General features: G+C 39.9%; 15 protein-coding genes and 1 other RNA gene. 4 read left to right on the forward strand and 12 right to left on the reverse strand.

Annotation, left to right across the window (positions count from 1 at the left end; genetic code table 11):
• The 3 genes from FTU65_RS10675 to sbmA form a co-directional block, all read right to left on the reverse strand.
• A complete protein-coding gene (locus tag FTU65_RS10675) occupies window positions 1-849 on the reverse strand; it encodes a hypothetical protein (protein WP_180065306.1) in 849 nt (282 codons plus the stop codon).
• A 95-nt stretch (window positions 850-944) separates the two neighbouring features.
• Window positions 945-1,916, reverse strand: a complete 972-nt coding sequence (locus FTU65_RS10680) for a hypothetical protein (protein WP_180065305.1) — start codon at window positions 1,914-1,916, stop codon at window positions 945-947.
• 465 nt (window positions 1,917-2,381) lie between these two features.
• Window positions 2,382-3,578, reverse strand: a complete 1,197-nt coding sequence (gene sbmA / locus FTU65_RS10685) for a peptide antibiotic transporter SbmA (RefSeq protein ID WP_180066775.1) — start codon at window positions 3,576-3,578, stop codon at window positions 2,382-2,384.
• A 457-nt stretch (window positions 3,579-4,035) separates the two neighbouring features.
• Here sbmA and FTU65_RS10690 point away from each other — a divergent pair, with 457 nt between their 5' ends.
• A complete protein-coding gene (locus FTU65_RS10690; protein WP_078189992.1) occupies window positions 4,036-4,230 on the forward strand; it encodes a hypothetical protein in 195 nt (64 codons plus the stop codon).
• Between the two features lie 151 nt (window positions 4,231-4,381).
• On the opposite strand, the gene FTU65_RS10695 is transcribed toward FTU65_RS10690, so the two are convergent.
• The 4 genes from FTU65_RS10695 to ssrA all read right to left on the reverse strand — a co-directional run bounded on the left by FTU65_RS10695 (window position 4,382) and on the right by ssrA (window position 10,817).
• Entirely contained in the window at window positions 4,382-7,345 is a 2,964-nt protein-coding gene (locus FTU65_RS10695; protein ID WP_180066777.1) for a type I restriction endonuclease subunit R, read from the reverse strand.
• Window positions 7,346-7,558: 213 nt separating this feature from the next.
• Window positions 7,559-8,818: a restriction endonuclease subunit S gene (locus FTU65_RS10700; protein ID WP_180066779.1), complete on the reverse strand. Its 1,260-nt coding sequence runs from the start codon at window positions 8,816-8,818 to the stop codon at window positions 7,559-7,561.
• On the reverse strand, window positions 8,818-10,386 hold the full coding sequence (locus FTU65_RS10705) for a type I restriction-modification system subunit M (RefSeq protein WP_180066781.1): 1,569 nt from the start codon (window positions 10,384-10,386) through the stop codon (window positions 8,818-8,820). Before FTU65_RS10705 ends, FTU65_RS10700 begins: the two co-directional genes overlap by 1 nt.
• 71 nt (window positions 10,387-10,457) lie before the next feature.
• Window positions 10,458-10,817, reverse strand: a transfer-messenger RNA (tmRNA) gene (gene ssrA, locus FTU65_RS10710).
• 128 nt (window positions 10,818-10,945) lie between these two features.
• Here ssrA and glpK point away from each other — a divergent pair.
• Window positions 10,946-12,430: a glycerol kinase GlpK gene (gene glpK / locus FTU65_RS10715; RefSeq protein WP_180066783.1), complete on the forward strand. Its 1,485-nt coding sequence runs from the start codon at window positions 10,946-10,948 to the stop codon at window positions 12,428-12,430.
• A gap of 70 nt (window positions 12,431-12,500) precedes the next feature.
• Here glpK and FTU65_RS10720 read toward each other — a convergent pair whose 3' ends face one another.
• The 3 genes from FTU65_RS10720 to FTU65_RS10730 all read right to left on the reverse strand — a co-directional run bounded on the left by FTU65_RS10720 (window position 12,501) and on the right by FTU65_RS10730 (window position 15,945).
• Window positions 12,501-14,027 (reverse strand): DHA2 family efflux MFS transporter permease subunit, encoded by a 1,527-nt coding sequence (locus FTU65_RS10720; protein ID WP_180066785.1) that lies wholly within the window; start codon window positions 14,025-14,027, stop codon window positions 12,501-12,503.
• A gap of 6 nt (window positions 14,028-14,033) precedes the next feature.
• The gene (locus FTU65_RS10725; protein ID WP_180066787.1) at window positions 14,034-15,185 is read right to left on the reverse strand and encodes an efflux RND transporter periplasmic adaptor subunit; all 1,152 of its coding nucleotides are present in this window, start codon (window positions 15,183-15,185) and stop codon (window positions 14,034-14,036) included.
• Between the two features lie 262 nt (window positions 15,186-15,447).
• Entirely contained in the window at window positions 15,448-15,945 is a 498-nt protein-coding gene (locus tag FTU65_RS10730; protein WP_180024019.1) for a thioesterase family protein, read from the reverse strand.
• A gap of 107 nt (window positions 15,946-16,052) precedes the next feature.
• Between FTU65_RS10730 and hemB the strand changes: the two genes are divergently transcribed.
• Both hemB and thiO read left to right on the forward strand, forming a co-directional pair.
• The gene (gene hemB / locus FTU65_RS10735; RefSeq protein WP_111885258.1) at window positions 16,053-17,066 is read left to right on the forward strand and encodes a porphobilinogen synthase; all 1,014 of its coding nucleotides are present in this window, start codon (window positions 16,053-16,055) and stop codon (window positions 17,064-17,066) included.
• A 137-nt stretch (window positions 17,067-17,203) separates the two neighbouring features.
• Window positions 17,204-18,328 carry a glycine oxidase ThiO gene (thiO, locus tag FTU65_RS10740; protein ID WP_180050378.1) on the forward strand — a complete coding sequence of 375 codons (1,125 nt, stop codon included), beginning with the start codon at window positions 17,204-17,206 and terminating at the stop codon, window positions 18,326-18,328.
• A 21-nt stretch (window positions 18,329-18,349) separates the two neighbouring features.
• Here thiO and FTU65_RS10745 read toward each other — a convergent pair whose 3' ends face one another.
• Window positions 18,350-19,285 (reverse strand): TIGR01777 family oxidoreductase, encoded by a 936-nt coding sequence (locus FTU65_RS10745; protein ID WP_180065300.1) that lies wholly within the window; start codon window positions 19,283-19,285, stop codon window positions 18,350-18,352.
• 66 nt (window positions 19,286-19,351) lie between these two features.
• On the reverse strand, window positions 19,352-19,801 hold the full coding sequence (locus FTU65_RS10750) for an ABZJ_00895 family protein (protein ID WP_180065299.1): 450 nt from the start codon (window positions 19,799-19,801) through the stop codon (window positions 19,352-19,354).
• Window positions 19,802-19,842 lie beyond the last annotated feature (41 nt).

The following is a 19,842-nucleotide window of genomic DNA, read 5'->3' on the forward strand; positions in this document are numbered from 1 at the left end:
TCAACTATTCATTTTGCTAGTCGGTGCATAGATGAGAGGATGAATCGTCGGTCTTCTATTCCAATACCAGTAAAAATGTCCATGGGTATCGAGCAAACTATGGGTAGTCAATGTCGATTTATTGCTGTCACCTCGCCAACAGGCAAGTGCTGCATTACGGTTGTTATGTAGGTCAATAAACTCGGGATTCGAATATTTGGGTTTCGCAGGAATGTATAAAGCATCCCCAGGATTGACCCATAAATCTGCCAAGTAAATCTTGCCTAGATTTGGAAAATAGCGTCCTACTGAGATGACCAGAGGCAAATGATCCTGATCTGTCGCGCTAAAAATATGTGGAAAGTCATGATGTTCTAAATCAGTAATGACAAATGGCGTTAAAGTTTTACCGCCATTTAATTTTGATTTTGCATTTTCATAAGGCAAGTAATGCCCTGCCATCATGCCGTATTCATATTGAATCTCTGACAGTCGTTTTTGATTTGAATGAATCTGAATCGCTTCACCTGCCTGAACTAAGGTGATACCAAAAGCTGCCGCGGTTTCTTTGCTTGCCACCAATGGCATAAACTCGAAGTGTTGCCCTTCAAATTCAAGCTCCGTTTGCTCCCCCCAATTGGTAATTTTAGTCGAAATTTCGGAAGGTACATCGTAGGGATTTCCCATCGTCATTTTCGCATTGGTGGCTGACTCGGTAATTAAATGAATTCCTGCCCCAAGTGATGCTAAATATGTTGGATGCCCACGATCATTCAAAAAGAAGGGTGTTTGCTCGATATTGACTGTAATCTCTGTTAATTCTCGGTCAAATAATGGTGCATTAAAATAAGTTTCATTTACTGAACTCATGGTTTTTCCTTATTATTTTTTAAAATTTTATCTGAGTACATCATTGGATCAGGATAAAAGCTTATTTCCCCAAATGGCTTTTATCCTGTTGAAGTTTATTTCATACGATTCAACATATTTTTTGCCCCTGCGTGGTTATAGTTGGTCGCTAAGTTTTGTAGGATGCCTTTTGCTCTTGCATTGGCGTTTGGATAACTTTTGCTATATGCAGGCACTGACGTTAAGCATTTTGCAACGAGCATACCTGATTCAGCATAGGCTCTATTGGCATTTGCACCATTTAATTTGCCATAGCTATAAGCGCGCTGTGCATTATTACAAGCGGTGACTTGGTTTTTTCCTGCATTTAAGTCACGTCGTGCATTGACATATAAGCGCATTTGTATCTGTTGCGATGTTTCTGCAACTGGTTTCACTACAGGTTTATTTTCAGGCTCTTTGGCTTTTGTTTCTTTTTTTGTCTCTACTTCTTTTTTTGTTTCATCTTTCGCATTGCTTTTTGTTGTCGTTTGTTTTGCTTTGCTTGATGTGGCTTTTTTAGCAACAGCTTCTTCTTGTTTATTATAATTTTTGCGACGTTCTTCGGGTCCGATGATTGCTGTATACAAACTCACTAAGCGGGTTTCAGAACGGTCATTTGATTTACGCTCTGAAACGGGTTCAATTGCAACCATCCAGCGTTGTCCATCTGCCTGACTACACTGAAATACGCCTGTGCCCTGTTTTATACTGCTATAGGTCGCTAATAATTTACGACTCCATGCATTTTTGACTTGGTTCAAATTGCTTTTATTCAGTTGAATAAATTTGCCATTTTTGGCTTGGCAGTAACTGCTCATATTTTGCTTGGGTATAACTGATTCTGCTTCCATATTTTTCTTTTGTGGCCCCCAATCATAGACGTATTCTTTCGCCTTCCCATTTGAGCTATTTAGCCCTTTTTGATTAATCACTTCTTGTGGTGATGCATAATGATTAAATGAATTTGGGTTTAAACTCTGCATGGTTGTACAACCATGTAATGCAAATCCAATACTCCCCACCCATAAAATTGCCTTTAAATTCACAGCAAAAATCTCAAAAAATTCACCCTTAAAAAATAGCGTAATTTAGTGCCTTTCACAATTTTATAATCTTGATTTTATTTATTATTTTTATAAATTTAATCACTAAAATCGTACACGTTTGAGATGTGTGCATATGTTATTAATTTTAATTTGATGAATTTCACATTTTATTTAAGTGTATTTGTTTATCCTTGGTGAACGGTCATCATCGTTCCCTTTTAGGTTATTTCGCAAGCATTTATGTATCGCTATGTGCTTATCAAATCTGCCATCAGAACAAGCCTCTATTATTAATAATAATATAAAGCTGGGCCTATCCATGATTCGAGCGACAATATGGAATCGAGTAAAAAAACAGCTCATCTAAAAATATTAATCTATTGATTTTATTGAAATATATTAACTTAAAATTAAAGTCATAAAAAAACCTGCATTTTAGTGCAGGTCTATTTTAAACTTATAAAATCAATTATTAATTTTTTCTTCAAATGCTCTTAAACGCTTATAAATAGAAATCAGTTCGATAATGGTTGTCCATGAGGAAATCAGGTATTGGAAGGAATCACGTACACGCCCAAAGACATTTAAAATTTGCATTAATATACCGAGCGTAATTGTTCCCGCAGCAATACTTGGAAACAAAATAAAATATCCATAAATATTATCCAGTTGCATGTACCAAATACGAACCAGATTGAAATAAGCGTAGTGGAAATACAGTCTAAAATAATTAAAACGAACTTTAGTAAATAATTCTTTTAATGTGAAAGGGTCTGCTCGATCTGCATGATCTTCACCATAAACTAACTCTTTACGATATGCCGCTTCGACTTTTTGATTATTAAACTCCAAACCCGGTAGTTTATAACCCACCAGCATTAAAATAACCGTCCCTAAAACCGCCCAAAGGACTGCCGCCCAAACCAATGCATAGGCGATTTCCCCCACGACAGGTAATTTCTTTACATGTGTTGATAAAGTTAGCAGCACAGGTAGAAATGCAATTAAGGTCATCACCGATTCAACTAAGCTAACCCCAAGTCCTTCTGTGGTTTTTGCAAAGCGCATCGTGTCTTCTTGAATACGCTGTGAGGCACCTTCGATGGTTCTCAGTTTTTCCCAATGCGCAGTATAAAAGTCATTCATTGCAGTACGCCAACGAAAAACATAATGACTGACGAAAAACAGGTTCAATACAGCCAGTGTGACATACACCATGGCCACATAGAGAAAAGTCAGTATCTCAGAATATAGCATCGTCACTTCGCCCCCACCACCTGAAAGCATTTTCTGGATCAGGTCATAGAATGGGTTATACCAAGCATTGATCACGACATTACATTCCACACTAAACCAAACATTAAATAGAATAAGTGCGGTTCCCCACACTGACCATCGCTGCCAAGGATTATCTGATTTAATCTTCCAAAAGGCTGCAAAAAGCGCCGTTGCTACAAAAAACCAAGCATAGAACCATAAAAATTTGGGGCTCCAAAATCGGCTAATACCAATAGGCAATTCTGCTTGATGATAATTTGCAGGTAAACCGAACATCGTCCCCCAACTATGACCACCGCTATACCACAAGACAATATTGATCACGAACCATATAAGGAATGATCCAAAAAACCATTTTGGATTTGGAAAAAAAGATTTAAACATTGGCCCTACATTTCCCTAAATCTTTGTTTTTAGTTTGAGTTGCTGATGATAAGTTTTATTTCATCAATTTTGTTATTCGGATTGAATATTTAACGCTGTTTAATCTGAAATTTAACAATCAAATACAAGACGACACATCATTCTGTTAGCTTAAGCATGAAAACTGAAAATTGCCTTAAATTCCTTTATTGATCAAGTCATATTGATGATTTGGTCATTGTTTGTGGAACAAAAAACGCATCTTAAGCATACAGATACACTTAAAAAATTTGTAATTTTATAAATTTTCTTTGATATCAATAAATTAAAATCCATAAATTATTTAACCATTATTTAAACTTAAGTTATGGAATTCTCTAAAATATTTTCTGCGATGTAGCTCACGTCATTTACAAAACATGTTTCTTCACCAATAATATGCTAAGTTCAATTAACAACCTATGCTTGGGGAAGTAAAATGGAAAGTGCAATTGTTGAATTACTCAAACCAATTACATTAAATAAAGAAAATTGCAGTCCTTTGGTTTTTGAAACTGGTACCGTTCTAAAAGTGATTATGCAAACGCCAGAAGGCCTTTTGGTAAGTAATGATGACAAATTTAACTTTATGATTTCATTGAAAGATAAGAATGAAGTTTGGCGCGAAATTTAATTTTCGCCTCACTTTGTGATTTGTTTTTAAATCATATTTATTCTAAGAAATTTAATCATACAATTATTGAATAAACAGGATAAGGTTCTTAAATTCCATAAAAAAAGAACCCTCCTTTTAAGCAAATATTTTTCATAACTTAGCTTAACGTTTAAATCCGTAAATCATATTTTTCTAAAATCGCATTGGTTTTCTGATGCAATCCCTCAAAATAGACTTTACTCACCAGTGCTGAAGGCTTGTTTTTTGGCAATGGCCGAATTTCATGTGCGTGCGGAAAACGTTCAGTAAAATCAAATCGTTGAACCACTTTTTTAAATTCATCAATCACAAGATTTTCATCTTTACAAAAGACATCATAGGCTTGCTGTTTTTCTGCATCCCAAAACTGCTTAAATGCATCTTGAACACTTTGGCCATTCAGCATTCGTGGCATTTGTTCATCAATAAATTTCTGAATCAAATCCATTTTTTTATACATTTTTCGGTCATTACTGAGTAAAGATTGGAGTTGTTGCTGCTGTTTCGCTCTTTGAATCGAGGACGGTGGCGCAGCAGCAATCATATTTAATAATGTATAAATATAATCCTGATTTACATAATCACTAATAATAAAATCTAAAGCAAAATTCACGTCACGTAGCACTGAATTTTTTTCAACTGCTGTACCTTTATTTATTCTGTCATACAAATCTTTATATTTAGATTTATAGTCTTCAAGTTCTTGCGGCACTATAACTGCTTTATCAACATCAAAGTCTGTATACATTTTCAGTTGTGAATGTAGACGAATCACATCACGAAAAGCTTGAATAAACTGCAACTGCTGACTTTCGAGTTTTAGATCATCTACTGACTGACACTCAGGTGTTATTTTTCTTAATTCACTAACACACTTATTAAATTCTGCTAATTGTTGATCCAACGGTGGCACAATCACTTGCTCAAAATTTTGGTCGTCTGCAAAAGTAGAAAGAGCTTTATCTGTTGCCTGCTTTAAATTTCTAAAACACACGACATTGCCAAAAGCTTTTGTTGGCTTATAAATACGGTTTGTACGCGAAAAAGCCTGAATTAAACCGTGATATTTTAAGTTCTTGTCGACATAAATCGTATTGAGCGGCAATGAGTCAAACCCAGTCAGGAACATATTGACCACAAGTAATAAATCAATTGGTGGCCCTTTCAGCTCCCCAACTTCTTTAGGTGGTTTAGGGACTTTGAAGTACTTAACGCGATCACCTAGATTTTTATAATATTCGTAAAATCCTTCGTCACAGTTATAGCTAGTCAGATGGCGCGTATTGAATTCTGCAATGATCCGTTCAAGTTGCGCTTTACGCCCCATATCAACTTGACTCGGCTGTTCTAGTTCTTCTTCAGAAATTGTACCTGTTGCAGAGTCATTGGCGTCGTTTGTCGTGTCCTGCGCTCCAAAAGAAAATATCGTACCAATCACTAAAGGGGTATAAATTTCTTCCTTCTTGTCCGCTTCTGCAACCAACTCTGCTTGGACTTTGGCAAATATTGCATAATATTGAAGCAGGACATCTACTGAGCTGACACAAAACATTGAACAAAATTCGCGTTTTGCCGTTTTTTTGTCATGATTTTTTAAAATATAACGTACAATTTTTTCTAAGCGCTCAGGGTTGTCATACAGCTCTTTAGTATCGATGCCTTGTATTTTTTCATCACCTGCATTCACCTGATTTGCGGTAAATTGCCCCACATAATCAATTTGAAAAGGTAGAACATTTTTATCTGCAATCGCATCGACAATCACATATTTATGCAGTCGTTTAGGGAATAGATATTCTGTGGTGTATTTCACGCCACCAATGCTTTGACAGTTCACAGGAAAAATAGGCGTGCCTGTAAAACCGAACATTTGCGCCTGTTTAAAGAAGCGTTTGATATTTTGGTGAGTATCACCAAATTGACTGCGGTGGCATTCATCAAAAATAAATACGACTTTTTTATCTGCCAAATCGGCGATCAATTCTCTGAATTTAGGGAGTGTAATTGCGTTATTCAGCTTTTGAATGGTCGTCACGACCAATTTATCTGTAAGTAAATTGCTTTCATTTTTTCGTGAGTTCAGCCGTTTACCGATGAGCTGTTCGACCAATGTTTTGGTGTTGGTCGTTTGGTCTACGCAGTCGGGAACAAAGGCATTAAACTCTTTAGTGGTTTGATTATCTAGGTCTTTTCGGTCCACAACAAAAATTACTTTTTCTATTTCTGGCAACTGACGCATGATTTCACTGGCTTTAAATGCCGTGAGTGTTTTACCCGAACCCGTTGTATGCCAAATATAGGCATGATCGGTTGAGGTTTTTACATGCTGAATCATGTTTTCAACTGCATAGACTTGATAAGGTCGTAGCACCATTAAGCATTCATTGGTTTGATGCTGAACGATGTATTTACTGATCATTTTCGTAATATGTGCGGCGTTTAAAAATGCTTCGGTAAATTTACTCAAATCATTAATTGCTTTGTTGTTTTCATCGGCCCACGGAAATGTAAAATCAAACAATGGTGTGCCATGTGAATAATATAAGCAATTTACACGGTTACTAATGACAAAGAGCTGGATGTATCCAAACAGACCTTGTCCAGATGTATAGGCATTTTTGCTGTAGTTATGCACTTGGTGAAACGCTTGTGCGATTTCTACGCCACTGCGTTTAAGTTCAACTTGTACTAATGGAAAACCGTTGATCAATAACGTTACATCAAAACGGCTGGTTTCTGTGCCACTCTCCCCGTATTGGACCGTCACTTGGTTGGTCACTTGAAAAATATTTTTTTCTGCATCATCACTTAAAAAGCGCAGTGTTTGGGTCGTACCATCATCATATTTAAGCTGGTATGAACCACGTAAAAGTTTGGCTTTGCCGAAAATCGTATGTTCACTGCTCAGGTAATTCCACACCTGTTCCCATTGCTCATGTGTAAGTGGCGCAGTCAGTGCGTTAAATTTCTCTATTTGATTTTTTAAGTTTAGGAGTAAAGCTGTTTCGTTTCTGTACTGAACACGTTCGTACCCTAAAGTTGTTAAATGCGCTATAAATTGGTTTTCGAGTTCGAGTTCTTTTTGGGTCGACATTTATAATACTGCTCAGTTTTTAACTATTGGTATGTATATCTTTTGATTCTAATAGATTTATTATATTTTTCAATCTTTTAAATTCATCAAATAAACACCTAAACTGATGATACAGATCACTGTTTTTTCTTTAAGAAATCCTTCAGTACTTTCTTAAATAAAAAATTCCCACCTTTGAATAAATGCAGGAATTTTATGAAACCTTAAAAACACTCACACAAACATCTGCTGTAACAAGCCTTTTTTCCACTGTTTAGCTTGTTCAATTTGCTGTGCAACGACTTCAATTTTTTGATCAATGGCTGATAGGAAATCAGCGATTTTGGTTTGTTCTTCTAGGCAAGGTACCTGTATTTCCATTTGCTCAATTGCATATAAAGCTAACTTTGGTTGCGCACTTGTAGTTGCTGTACTTTCGATCAATTCAGCTAAATAACCACTATCTAATAAATAGATAAGAAAATTTTGATGGCATTTTAAATTAGTAAGCTTATCAGCATTCTCTGTTAAATTAGCGCCATTAAGTTCAGTCGGAATTTTACCAATGATTCCTAACGTTCCTGCAACTGAAATAAATATCTCTTTATCAGTAATCGTATAGCGCTTAATAATATCTACTACTTCAAGAGGGACATACCTGATATTTGCGTTATCAATACTATATGAGCGATTCATATCACCCACAGTGATGTATGGATGTCCTGTGTTCTCATTTATCAATGAATACCCTTTTGGAAGACGTTTACCACCCTTTACATCAGCAATGTCTTTAATTAACTTTATTTCCCACTCCCCAAACTCACTCCCATCATCCGCTTTAAAACGAATCTGCTGACTAAACAGTTTTTGCATCATGCCCTGTTTATATTGGCTCAGCAGTTCATATTTTTTAGTCAGTTGGCTAATCTTTTCATCCACCGAGGAAAGAAAAGAAGCGATTTTTGTTTGTTCTTGTATTGTTGGAATCGAGATACTAAGCTTTCGCTGAGTAGTAATAGGAACTTGATTTCTAGTCGATTGGCTCATAATGCCAAAATACTGTTGTACAAAAAATTCCGATTCAAAGTAATTCTTTAAAAATCTATTATTCAAACGCTTACCATCACAACGATAATAAGTTGCTGTTGTACTAAGGATCACAAAATCCAATTCAGTTTCTAAAATAGCGACTGGACCAACTGTAGCATTATGTGCAAATAGGACATCACCATTTTTAGCAATGCCCTTTTTAAATAATTTTGCCCTTTCTAAAGGAAGTCTTTTGCACTTAGAAAAATCGACTGCTCCTGAACTAAAGTCAGTTGCACTCAAATATGGCACACCAGATGAACTAAATTCTTCTGATTTAGGATAAAGCTCTCCATGATTACCATCCATTTGATCAAGAATGAAGTTATCATCCATAAAACGCTGAATGGTATTTACTTTCCAATCCCTATCAAACTCTTTAAACCGCAATTTAGGCGAAGCCATTACTTCACCTCCGCAAAAGGTGAATCAATGCCGAGTTCTGCACAAAACTTAGAAATTTCTGCATCAGTTTTTAGACTTTCAACCTCTAAGGCTTGAAGCCGTTTCGCTATTGCATCTAAATCAATTTCAGCTTCCGCTTCAAAAGTATCGACATAACGAGGAATATTCAAATTGAAATCATTGTCAGCAACTTCTTGCAGACTCGCTACATATGCATATTTTTCAATATTCTGACGGTTTTCAAATGCACCAACGATATTATCTAAATGCTCAGGTAAGAGCTTGTTTTGATTCTTTTGCTTTTCAAACTCATTGCTCGCATCAATAAATAAAATATTGTCGCTATGCTCACGGTTTTTCTTCAACACCAACACACAGGTTGGAATAGACGTGCCATAGAAAATATTGGCAGGCAAACCAATAATCGTATCAATCACATTTAACTTTTCAATTAGATGCTTACGAATATGCCCTTCACTCGAACCACGGAACAAAACTCCATGCGGCAGTACGATCGCCAAAGTCCCATTTTCATCTAACTGATAAAGCATGTGCTGTAAAAACGCCATATCGGCCTTAGAACTTGGAGCTAACTTGCCAAAATCACGGAAACGCGGATCGCTTAAGTATGACTCACTCGCAGACCACTTTGCCGAAAATGGTGGATTCGCTACAATCGCATCAAATTTCAATTCCATATGCTGTGGGCGTTTTAAAGTATCTTCCTGCTTAATTTCAAACTTTGAGTAATGCACATCATGCAAAATCATGTTCATACGTGCCAAGTTATAGGTCGTACGGTTCATTTCTTGACCATAAATCGCATCCACATCGCCGACTTCACGCTTTACACGTAGCAATAAAGATCCTGAACCACAAGTCGGGTCATATACACTGCGTAGACGTTCTTTACCTAAGGTGACAAGTTTTGCAAGCAAAGTAGAAACCATTTGCGGTGTATAAAACTCACCTGCTTTTTTACCAGCACCTGAAGCAAATTCACCAATGAGAAATTCATAAGCATCGCCTAAAATATCAGACTCAGTATTCGACAGATCAAAATTAATATCGTCCAAATGTACGATCACACGGCTAATCAGCTCATTGCGGTCATCAGGCGTATTTCCTAACTTGGTCGAACTTAAATCCATGTCTTCAAACAAATGCGAAAAATCATCTGCCGCATCTGTACGCAGCGTACTTTGCTCAATTGCCTTAAGGGTTTTAATTACATCATCCAAAATGTATTTTTTTGCTCGAGCCAATGTTGCCATACTATGGAACAATTCTTGTGGCGCTAAGAAATAGCCCATACTGGCAAGACATTCTTCACGAACAGCACTCAAATATGCTTGATTAATTTCAGTATATTCAACCAATTCTGCAAACTTAATTTGATCAGGTGATAAAATTTCGTTGGCATTATTTTGAATTTTTTCAGACAAATATTTGTAGAAGATCAAGCCCAAAATGTAATCACGGAATTCATCTGCCCCCATTTTACCACGCAAAGTATTGGCAATATTCCAGAGTTGTTTTTGCAGTTCTTGAAGCTGGACTTGAGTCATTGTTGTACCAAAAAATGTTTTTAATTAATCATAAAAAAAGCCGAACCCGAAGGTTCGACTTTTTTGAATTTTGGTGGAGATGGCGGGAGTTGAACCCGCGTCCGCCAGCACTACGCTCGAGAATACTACATGCTTAGATATCGTCTATTGATTTAGCTCTTTGTGACCCGACGAACAGGGTACAAATCGCGATCCTTTAAGATTTAGTATAAGACCCCAAGGCTTGATCTTATACGGACTTGTGTGCGTTCGCTTCAGTCGGGACCCCTAACCACAAGTATTCAGGGATGCGGACAAGCTGCCCTTAGGCAGCTAGAGCGTAAGTTTCGTCGTTTGCGACTAAAATATGCAAATTTGATTTACGAGAGAAAATGCGCTCTCGACATGCATCTATGAGTTTCATCACCAGCGTCGAAGCCAGAAACATCCCCAAAGTAGCTTCATCATAGCATAACTTCAAAAAATTGCGATGCAATTTCGAAACAATTACACATTGATCTGCGCTTAATTACATAATTGCGTTAATATTTTATTTTTCAAGACCGCAAAAGAAAAATATATGAGCTATTTATTGGCACTCGATCAAGGAACGACTTCAAGTCGTGCGATCATTTTTAACGAACATGGACAAGTTCAAGCTACAGCTCAACGGGAAACCCATATTCAAACTCCTCATTCGGGCTGGGTGGAGCAAGATGCTCAAGAAATTTGGAGTACACAAATTGCCGTCGTGCAACAAGCCCTCGCTTCTGCTCGTATCCTCGCCAAAGACATCAAAGCCATTGGCCTGACCAATCAGCGTGAAACCACTGTGGTTTGGGATAAACGCACAGGTCAACCCCTTGCCCCTGCAATTGTCTGGCAAGACCGCCGTGCAACCGAGTGGTGTGGACAACTGACCCAACAAAACCTCAATGACCTCATTCACAAAAAGACCGGTTTACGTATCGATCCCTATTTTAGTGCTGGCAAATTGGTCTGGTTATTAGAACACACACAAGGTCTACGTGAACTCGCTCAGCAAGGTCATGTGGCTTTTGGCACGATTGACAGTTGGTTGGTGTGGAACCTGACGCAAGGTGCAGAGCATGTGATTGAAGCCAGCAATGCCTCACGAACCATGTTAATGAACTTACAGCAACAAGCTTGGGATGAAGAACTCTTAGAATTATTCGATATTCCCCTGTCGGTCCTCCCTAAAATCATCAGTTCAGATGAATATGTTGCAGATACCGCTACAGGTTTACTTGGCGCAAACATTCCCATTACCGGCATTTTAGGTGATCAGCAATCCGCGCTATTTGGACAGTCATGCTTTGAAGCAGGAACAGCAAAAAACACCTATGGTACAGGCTGTTTCATGCTCTTTAATACCGGCACTGAAGTTCAATATAGCCATAATAAATTACTCTCGACATTGGCGTGGAAAGCACAAAACCAAACCCATTATGCACTTGAAGGCAGTGTCTTTATGGCGGGTGCCATTGTGCAATGGCTAAGAGATGGTTTAGGGATTATTCAAAAAAGCAGTGATGTTGAAAAACTTGCGTGCCAAGTGGAGCATACCGATGGCGTGGTATTGGTTCCGGCATTTACAGGTCTAGGTGCGCCACATTGGGACAGCGATGCACGTGCTCTACTCTGCGGCATGTCGCGTGGGACCAATAAATCCCACATTGCCCGTGCAGCCCTTGAGTCCATCGCCTTTCAAGTGTCGGATGTTCTGACCGCGATGCAATCTGACTTGTCTAGCCCGTTGAAAGAATTACGAGTCGATGGTGGTGCCAGCAGCAATGATATGCTGATGCAATTTCAGGCCGATATCTTAAATGTGCCTGTACTGCGTCCTAAACTTTTAGAATCAACTGCATGGGGTGCTGCCGCGATGGCTGGACTCAAAGCGGGTGTGTTTTCAAATCTTGATGAAATTGCCGCTTCATGGCAATTAGAACGTGCTTTTGAACCAAAAATGAATGCCGATCAACGTGAATTTCATTTGGCTCAGTGGCAATCTGCACTCAAACGGGCGCGCTCGGATCTTTGATTTTTTTCAATCAACGCCGTATGCAATAAAAAACCGCTCGAATGAGCGGTTTTTTTATGCTTGATGTTATTTAGTGTGCATGACCACCACCCACACCTGCTTTAGGCCGTGGGCAGAGCCAAATGATCAGTGCAGCGAATATAAAGACACCCGCCAGTACTAAAAACACATGATTGGCTGAAAGCGTTAAGGCTTCTTTATCCACCAAACTGGAGATGTAACCCAAAGCAGCTTCTGAGCTCATTCCATGATTCACCAAGGTATTTTGTACCTCAGTAGCATGTAAATTACTGACCATTTCACTGCGTGCGACTTTGGTTTGATCATCCCAAATGGTAACAGCAATCGATGCGCCAATAGCCCCAGCCATGGTTCTTAAGAAGTTCATCAAACCTGCCGCAGATGCCATGTCTTGTGGCAGTACCGATGCCAAGGCCATATTGGACAAAGGAATAAAGAAAAATGGAACGGCAAAACCTTGTAATATTTGCGGCAAAGCCAAAGCCATAAAGTCTGCATCCGTAGTCCAAAAGGCGCGCATAAGGGTTACACCGCCCAAGATACTTAAACCAAAACTCGCCAAAGCACGTTGATCGTATTTGGTTGCAAGCTTCGCAACAATTGGCGACATGGTCAGACTACCGACGCCCATCGTTGCAGTGAGATAGCCTGCCCACGTTGCGGTATAGCCCAAGTTGATCTGTAACCACTGCGGAATCAGGACAATACTCCCGAAGAAGGCACCAAAACCAAAGGCCAAAGCCAAGACCGAAATGGTAAAACTTCTGTACTTAAACAGCAGTATATTTACCACCGGATGCCGTTCAGTCAGCTCCCAAATCGTAAAAACGATCAACCCGACAAATGCCGTCAGTGCCAGTACCACGATAAATGGATGATTAAACCAATCTCGTTCATGACCCAAGTCCAACATCAATTGCAAGGCACCGATCCACAACACCAACAGCAGTAAACCACCGCGGTCAATTTTCAATTTCTGCGTTGGAGTTTCAGCCGTTTTCAGTAAGCGCATCGCTGCGATAGCACAACCGATCCCGACAGGAATATTGATAAAGAAAATCCAATGCCAAGATAAATTATCACTGATCGTACCACCCAAAATTGGACCTAAAATGGGACCAACGACGGTAGTCATTGCCCACATGCCCATGGCTTGGGATTGCTTTTCAGGAGGGAAAATGCGCATTAACAACGTTTGGCTCAGTGGCATAATCGGGCCACCAAACAAGCCTTGCCCAATTCGACAAAACACCAACATTTCCAAACTGGTCGATAAACCACACAGTATCGAAAATACAGTAAAGCCGAATAGGCTGATCACAAAAACCCGTACAGAACCAAAGCGCCCAGCGAGCCAACCGGTTAATGGCACGCAAATCGCCTCGGCCACGGCATAGGAAGTAATGACCCATGTCCCTTGGGATGCCGATACTGCAAGGCTACCGGTAATATGCGGCACAGATACATTCGCAATGGTCATGTCGAGCACAACCATAAAGTTTGCCAATGCCAAGACCAAGGCAGCGAGAATCAGACGACCACCTTTTAGGTCAGTCATTTGCATTTGCTGATTCATAGGCAATTACTTCGATTTCAGGTCAATCGTCGCTTCCATAGACAGCCCCACACGGAGTGGATGTTCTGCCAACTCTTTTGGATCTAAACGAATCCTCACAGGTAAACGCTGAACCACTTTAATCCAGTTTCCTGTGGCATTTTGTGCCGGAATCAAGGCAAATGCTGAGCCTGTGCCACCAGAAAAACCAGTCACTGTGCCATTAAATTTAACTTTGTCACCATACAGATCAGACGTCAGTTCAACTTTTTGACCCGCTTGTACCCCTGCCAATTGACTTTCTTTAAAGTTAGCATCGACATATAACTGAGAGACTGGAACTACCATCATTAATGACGTTCCCGGTGCAATGCGTTGCCCAACTTGAATATTGCGACGTGTCACCACACCATCAAAGGGTGCTTTGATTTGTGTACGTTCTAAGTCCAACTGGGCTTGTTGTAGACGTGCTAGTGCAACTAAAACATCTGGGGTTGAGTTTTCATTGCTGTCTTGAATTAATGCATCATTCGCCGCTTTATTACTTTGTGCCGCTTTTTGACTAGATTTGGCTTGAGCGAGACCTGCTTGTGCTACATCAAAACTGGCTTTAGCAGTATTCACAGCACTCTGCGCTGTGCTTAATTCTTCTTTAGAAATCGCACCCGAAGCAGCCAATTGTTGACGACGTTGTAATTCATCTTGTGCTTTATTCAGATCGGCTTGTGCTTTGGCGACTTGTGCGCTTGCACTATGAATCGCATCATCACTGACAAAGATTTGTGAGTTTAAAGAGCTACTATTCGCCGCAGTTTGTTTGTATTGGCGTTTCGCCTTGAGCAATTCAGCCTGAGCTTGAGCTAAGGCAATTTCAGCATCACGAGCATCAATGCGAACAAGCACATCGCCTTTTTTCACTTGCTGCGTATCACTCACCAAAACCTCTGCCACTTGCCCCGTGACCATCGAGGTAATCGACGCTGTTTCTGCACCGACATAGGCATTATCGGTACTGACGGAATGATTTAGAAATATTGACCAAATCAAATACATCACCAAAGCAATCACGATCAATACAGCCACTATACCAAGGCCTTTTTTTCTGCGTGCTTTTAATTCCTGATCGGTGGGCTGCTCTGTAGATGGGGTTTCTGGCAGGTTACTAACGGTATCTGTCATAGATTTGTCCTAAATCTAGCAGACTTGGTCATGGCATCATGAGCTTTGCAAAGCATGTCAACTTTGCTGTCAGATAATGGTGTCGTGAGAAAGTCTATCTTCTTCAATTTTCCGGCATTTTAAAGCTAAAAAATCATATCCTGAGAATAGAAAATGTAACTCGTCAGTCTTTTTTTCGTCGGCAACAGGATAAAATCATGCCCTGCTGCCAATACTGGACTTTATTTTTTCATCATTTTGAATGTGTTAACTTAAAAATGGCTTAATAAGCATACGATGCAATCGCCGTTGCAATCGCTTTACCTTCATCATTAACCATGGTCATACGCATAGTGCAACCCTTACGGCCTAAACGTAAGGTTTCAGCTCGTGCAACGAAATACTGTCCGCGTCCTGGCGCTAAATAATCCACACGCATATCGACGGTCGCTAAGCGAGATACCTTTTTACTAGTTTCTACTAGATCTTCAGCTGTGGCCTTTTTATACAATTCTGCCATCGCAGAGATACCACCGATACTGTCGAGTAGGGTTGCCGCGACGCCACCATGTAAAATTTGGAATGCGACATTTCCTATTAGATTACTGGCCATGTCCACACGTGCTTCGATCTGACCATCGATCACCGTCATTTTCATGGCATTGTGTAAAAAAAATGGGGAGCTGTTAAATGCTTGAGCAATGTTATTTAATAAAGTATCGATTTCATTCTTCGAGTTTAGGTCAATATTACCGGTCCAACTCTTATTTACATCTGTCATAGCCTACTCGAATCGCTGTCATTGAATAAAAAAATAATACGGGGTGCGCCAAACCCTCATTATGCGTCTACAATAGTCAAAGTTTAATACTGATCAATGAGATTGTTATGACCTATACGTTCAATCGTCCAGCTTTTCCTGCTACCCGCATGCGTCGCATTCGTAAAAATGACCAGCTTCGTGCCATGGTGCGTGAAACTCAACTGACGACTGATCATCTCATTTATCCAGTATTTGTGTTGCCAGGCCAGCAACAAACTCAAGATATTCCAAGCATGCCAAACGTACAGCGTCTATCTGCTGACTTGTTACTAAGAAAGGCAGAACGTTTACTCGAATTGGGTGTTTCAAAATTAGCTTTGTTCCCAGTTACACCACAGGAAGATAAAAGTTTAACGGCTGAAGCAGCTTGGCATGAAGATGGCTTAGTCCAAAGCACCATCCGCTTATTAAAAAAAGAACTACCAGAAATGGTTCTCATCACTGATGGTGCGCTCGACCCATACACCACACATGGTCAAGACGGTATCATTGATGATACCGGCTATGTACTGAATGATGAAACCGTTGAATGCTTAATTAAACAAGCACTCAGCCATGCCGAAGCGGGTGCAGATGTGGTTGCACCAAGTGACATGATGGATGGTCGTATCGGTGCAATTCGCCAAGCCCTTGAAGCCAATGGCCATATCTATACCAACATCATGGCTTATTCTGCAAAATATGCGTCTAGCTTTTACGGGCCATTCCGTGATGCGGTAGGTTCTTCAAGCAACCTCAAAGGTGGCAATAAATATAACTATCAAATGGACATCGGTAACCGTGCAGAAGCTTTACATGAAATCGCACTGGATATCCAAGAAGGCGCCGACATGGTGATTGTAAAACCGGGTATGCCGTATTTAGATATTGTCCGTGAAGTCAAAGATAATTTCGGTGTTCCAACATTTGTCTATCAAGTGAGTGGCGAATACGCCATGTTGGCAGGTGCCATTCAAAATGGTTGGCTGTCTGAAAACGTGATTATCGAATCGCTTATGAGCTGCCGCCGTGCAGGTGCAGATGGGATCTGGACTTACTTTGCTGAAGATGCAGCACTCATGTTGAAAGACATGAAATAACCTGCAAAGCCTTTCTGAAATGGTAACGTTCAGGAAGGCTTTTTTATATCTGTAAAATTTAAAAAACAGTCTTGGAAGAAAAACTTCGGCGTTGCTGAAGTTAAGATCAAACTCATACATTCATCGGTTAAAAGAACATGAATATTGCCATTATTGGGGCGGGTGTAAGTGGTTTACTCACCGCATTGGAATTGGTTGAACGTGGTTGTACGGTGACGATTTTCGACCAACAACGCACAGGTTCCGCTGCATCATGGGCCGGTGGTGGCATCCTCTCCCCGATGTATCCTTGGCGATATCCCAATGAAGTCAATGCGCTCGCACGTTATGGCAAGCAGAGCTACCAAAAATGGAATGAAAAATTAAAACCTATGACTGGGATTGATTTTGAAATTCATGAAACTGGCATGTTGATTTTTGACGAAGATGATTTTGAAATCGGCTTAGATTATGCCCGTTTGCACCAAGACCCGATGCAACAGGCGGATTATTTGCAATCCGAGCAAATTGAGCAGATTAATCCTCACATTTCAGCACGCTTTGCACATGGCATTTATTTTTCACAATTAGCCAACATCCGTAATCCGCGACTTTTGCAGTCTTTAACGGCTTATTTACAGCAGCATCCTAAAGTTCAGATTTATGAGCATTGCCTGATCCACCAATTAAACCGTACGGACAATCGTATCCAGTCCATCACCACCGCAGATGGTACACAACATACAGCAGATCAATTCGTTATTGCCACGGGCGCTTGGTCAGCCGCGTGGAGTGAACAACTGGACATTGAGATACCCGTACAACCCGTACAGGGACAAATGCTTCTCTTTAAAACCCCGCAGAACTGGTTGCCGACCATGTGCATGAATAAAGTCATGTACTTGATTCCACGCCAAGACGGTCATGTGGTTTGCGGCTCAAGTATGCGCCAATGTGGCTTTGATACTCAGACAACAAATACAACCTTGCAGCATATTCAAGAATCATGCTTTGACATGGTGCCAGAGCTTGCCAACTTTCCGATTGTGAAATCTTGGGCTGGCCTGCGTCCATCTTCCCCTGAAGGGATTCCGTATATTGGGCAGATGCCAAATTTCGACAATCTATGGGCAAATTTTGGGCATTTTAGAAATGGTTTATGTATGGGACCTGCTTCAGCTCAGTTATTGGCTGAACTGATGACTGGGGAAACGCCTTCATTCAATGCAGACAACTATAGTCCAACTCGCCTGTTTCAAGATGCATTGTTAAGCGTCGAATAATGGTCAATAGGTCAAATTCAACTAAGCCAATAAATCCTGCAAGGCTTCTTTTAACGTCGGAAATTTAAACTCAAAGCCTTGCTGTAATAAAGCAGCTGGCTGAACCAGTTGACCATTTAAAATTAATTGCGATTGCTCACCCAATAAAATTTTAAAAACAATTGCAGGCACATTGAGCCACGGCTTTTTCGCTAATTGACGTGCTGCAATCTGCGCAAATTGAGCCTGTGTCGATTTTTCAGGCGCAACTAAATTAAAAATATGCGGATCGATTGGCGTGGGTTCAAGCAATGCATGTTTTTTCTCTGCTTGTTTCATTAAAAACAGCATACTTCGGATCACATCTTGTATATGTATCCACACAAAAGGCTGCCGACCGGAACCTATTTTGTTGACCAAATTGAGCTGAATCGGTCGCAGCATTTGCGGTAAGATTCCGCCACCTTCAGCCAAGACCACACCTAGTCGTGTGATAATGGTATTTTGTTCAGGAAATTGGCGTGTGACTTGCTCCCAACTTTGGCATAGCTCTGACATAAAAATGGCTTGTGGTGCAGCATTTTCATCGCACACTTTTGTCCATTGTTCTTCAATATCAATACCATAATAGCCAACAGCCGAACCTGAAATAATGCATTTCGGAAAAATTTTACGTTTACGTAAATATTGATACAGCGCTTCTGTGGTTTTGACCCGACTTTCTAATAATTGCTGTTTACGCGTCTCTGTCCAGCGACCTTTGCCGATACTTTCACCTGCAAGATTAATCACATAATCAATTCTGTCATGAGGAATTTGATCGAGCTGCTGTACCCAAGTTAAATGTGGTGATTTAGAAATACGCCCAGCCTTACGACTGAGCCCAATCACTTTATAATCCGCAGCTAAAAGTGCCTTGATGAGATGTGTGCCAATAAAACCGCTGCCACCCGTCATCAGTACTGTGGGCTGATGCATAATTTGTTCTTATCTATATGAAATAATACTATTATCTATAGAACAAGATCACCAGATGATCAAGCTTTATGCGCCAAACTTTTGAGAAGCCATCCGCTGTGCTTGCGGACCATAAAACCAATAGGTGATTAAATACAAAGGGATAGCCATCAGTAATAACATGATCACCATTAAACTCATAAACTGAGGATGTTGAACATAGAGCATTAAATTTTGCCAAATTTCAGGATCTTTTCTTGAAAAAATTGCGATACCCAAAAGTACAAAACCAAAATTATATAACCAAAAAATCAGGCTAAAACCTAGGGTAAATTTTTTACGTTCTGCCTGTGTCGGTGCTCTCTGATTTTTATTTAAAAACCGAAATAACACCACGATCATGGCAATCAGATAGGGTACGACCGTTAAAATACCACCCACACCCTGTGGCAATAATGCTGCGATCACACCGCAAATACAGGTCATGATTAAACAAATGAAAAAAAACAATAAAAAATAACGTGTTAAAGACACCATGACCCTAACCCAAGAAGAAGTTGACACCTAGTATAAAAAAA

The organism is Acinetobacter sp. YH12129 (assembly GCF_013418685.1).
GTDB lineage: Bacteria > Pseudomonadota > Gammaproteobacteria > Pseudomonadales > Moraxellaceae > Acinetobacter > Acinetobacter amyesii.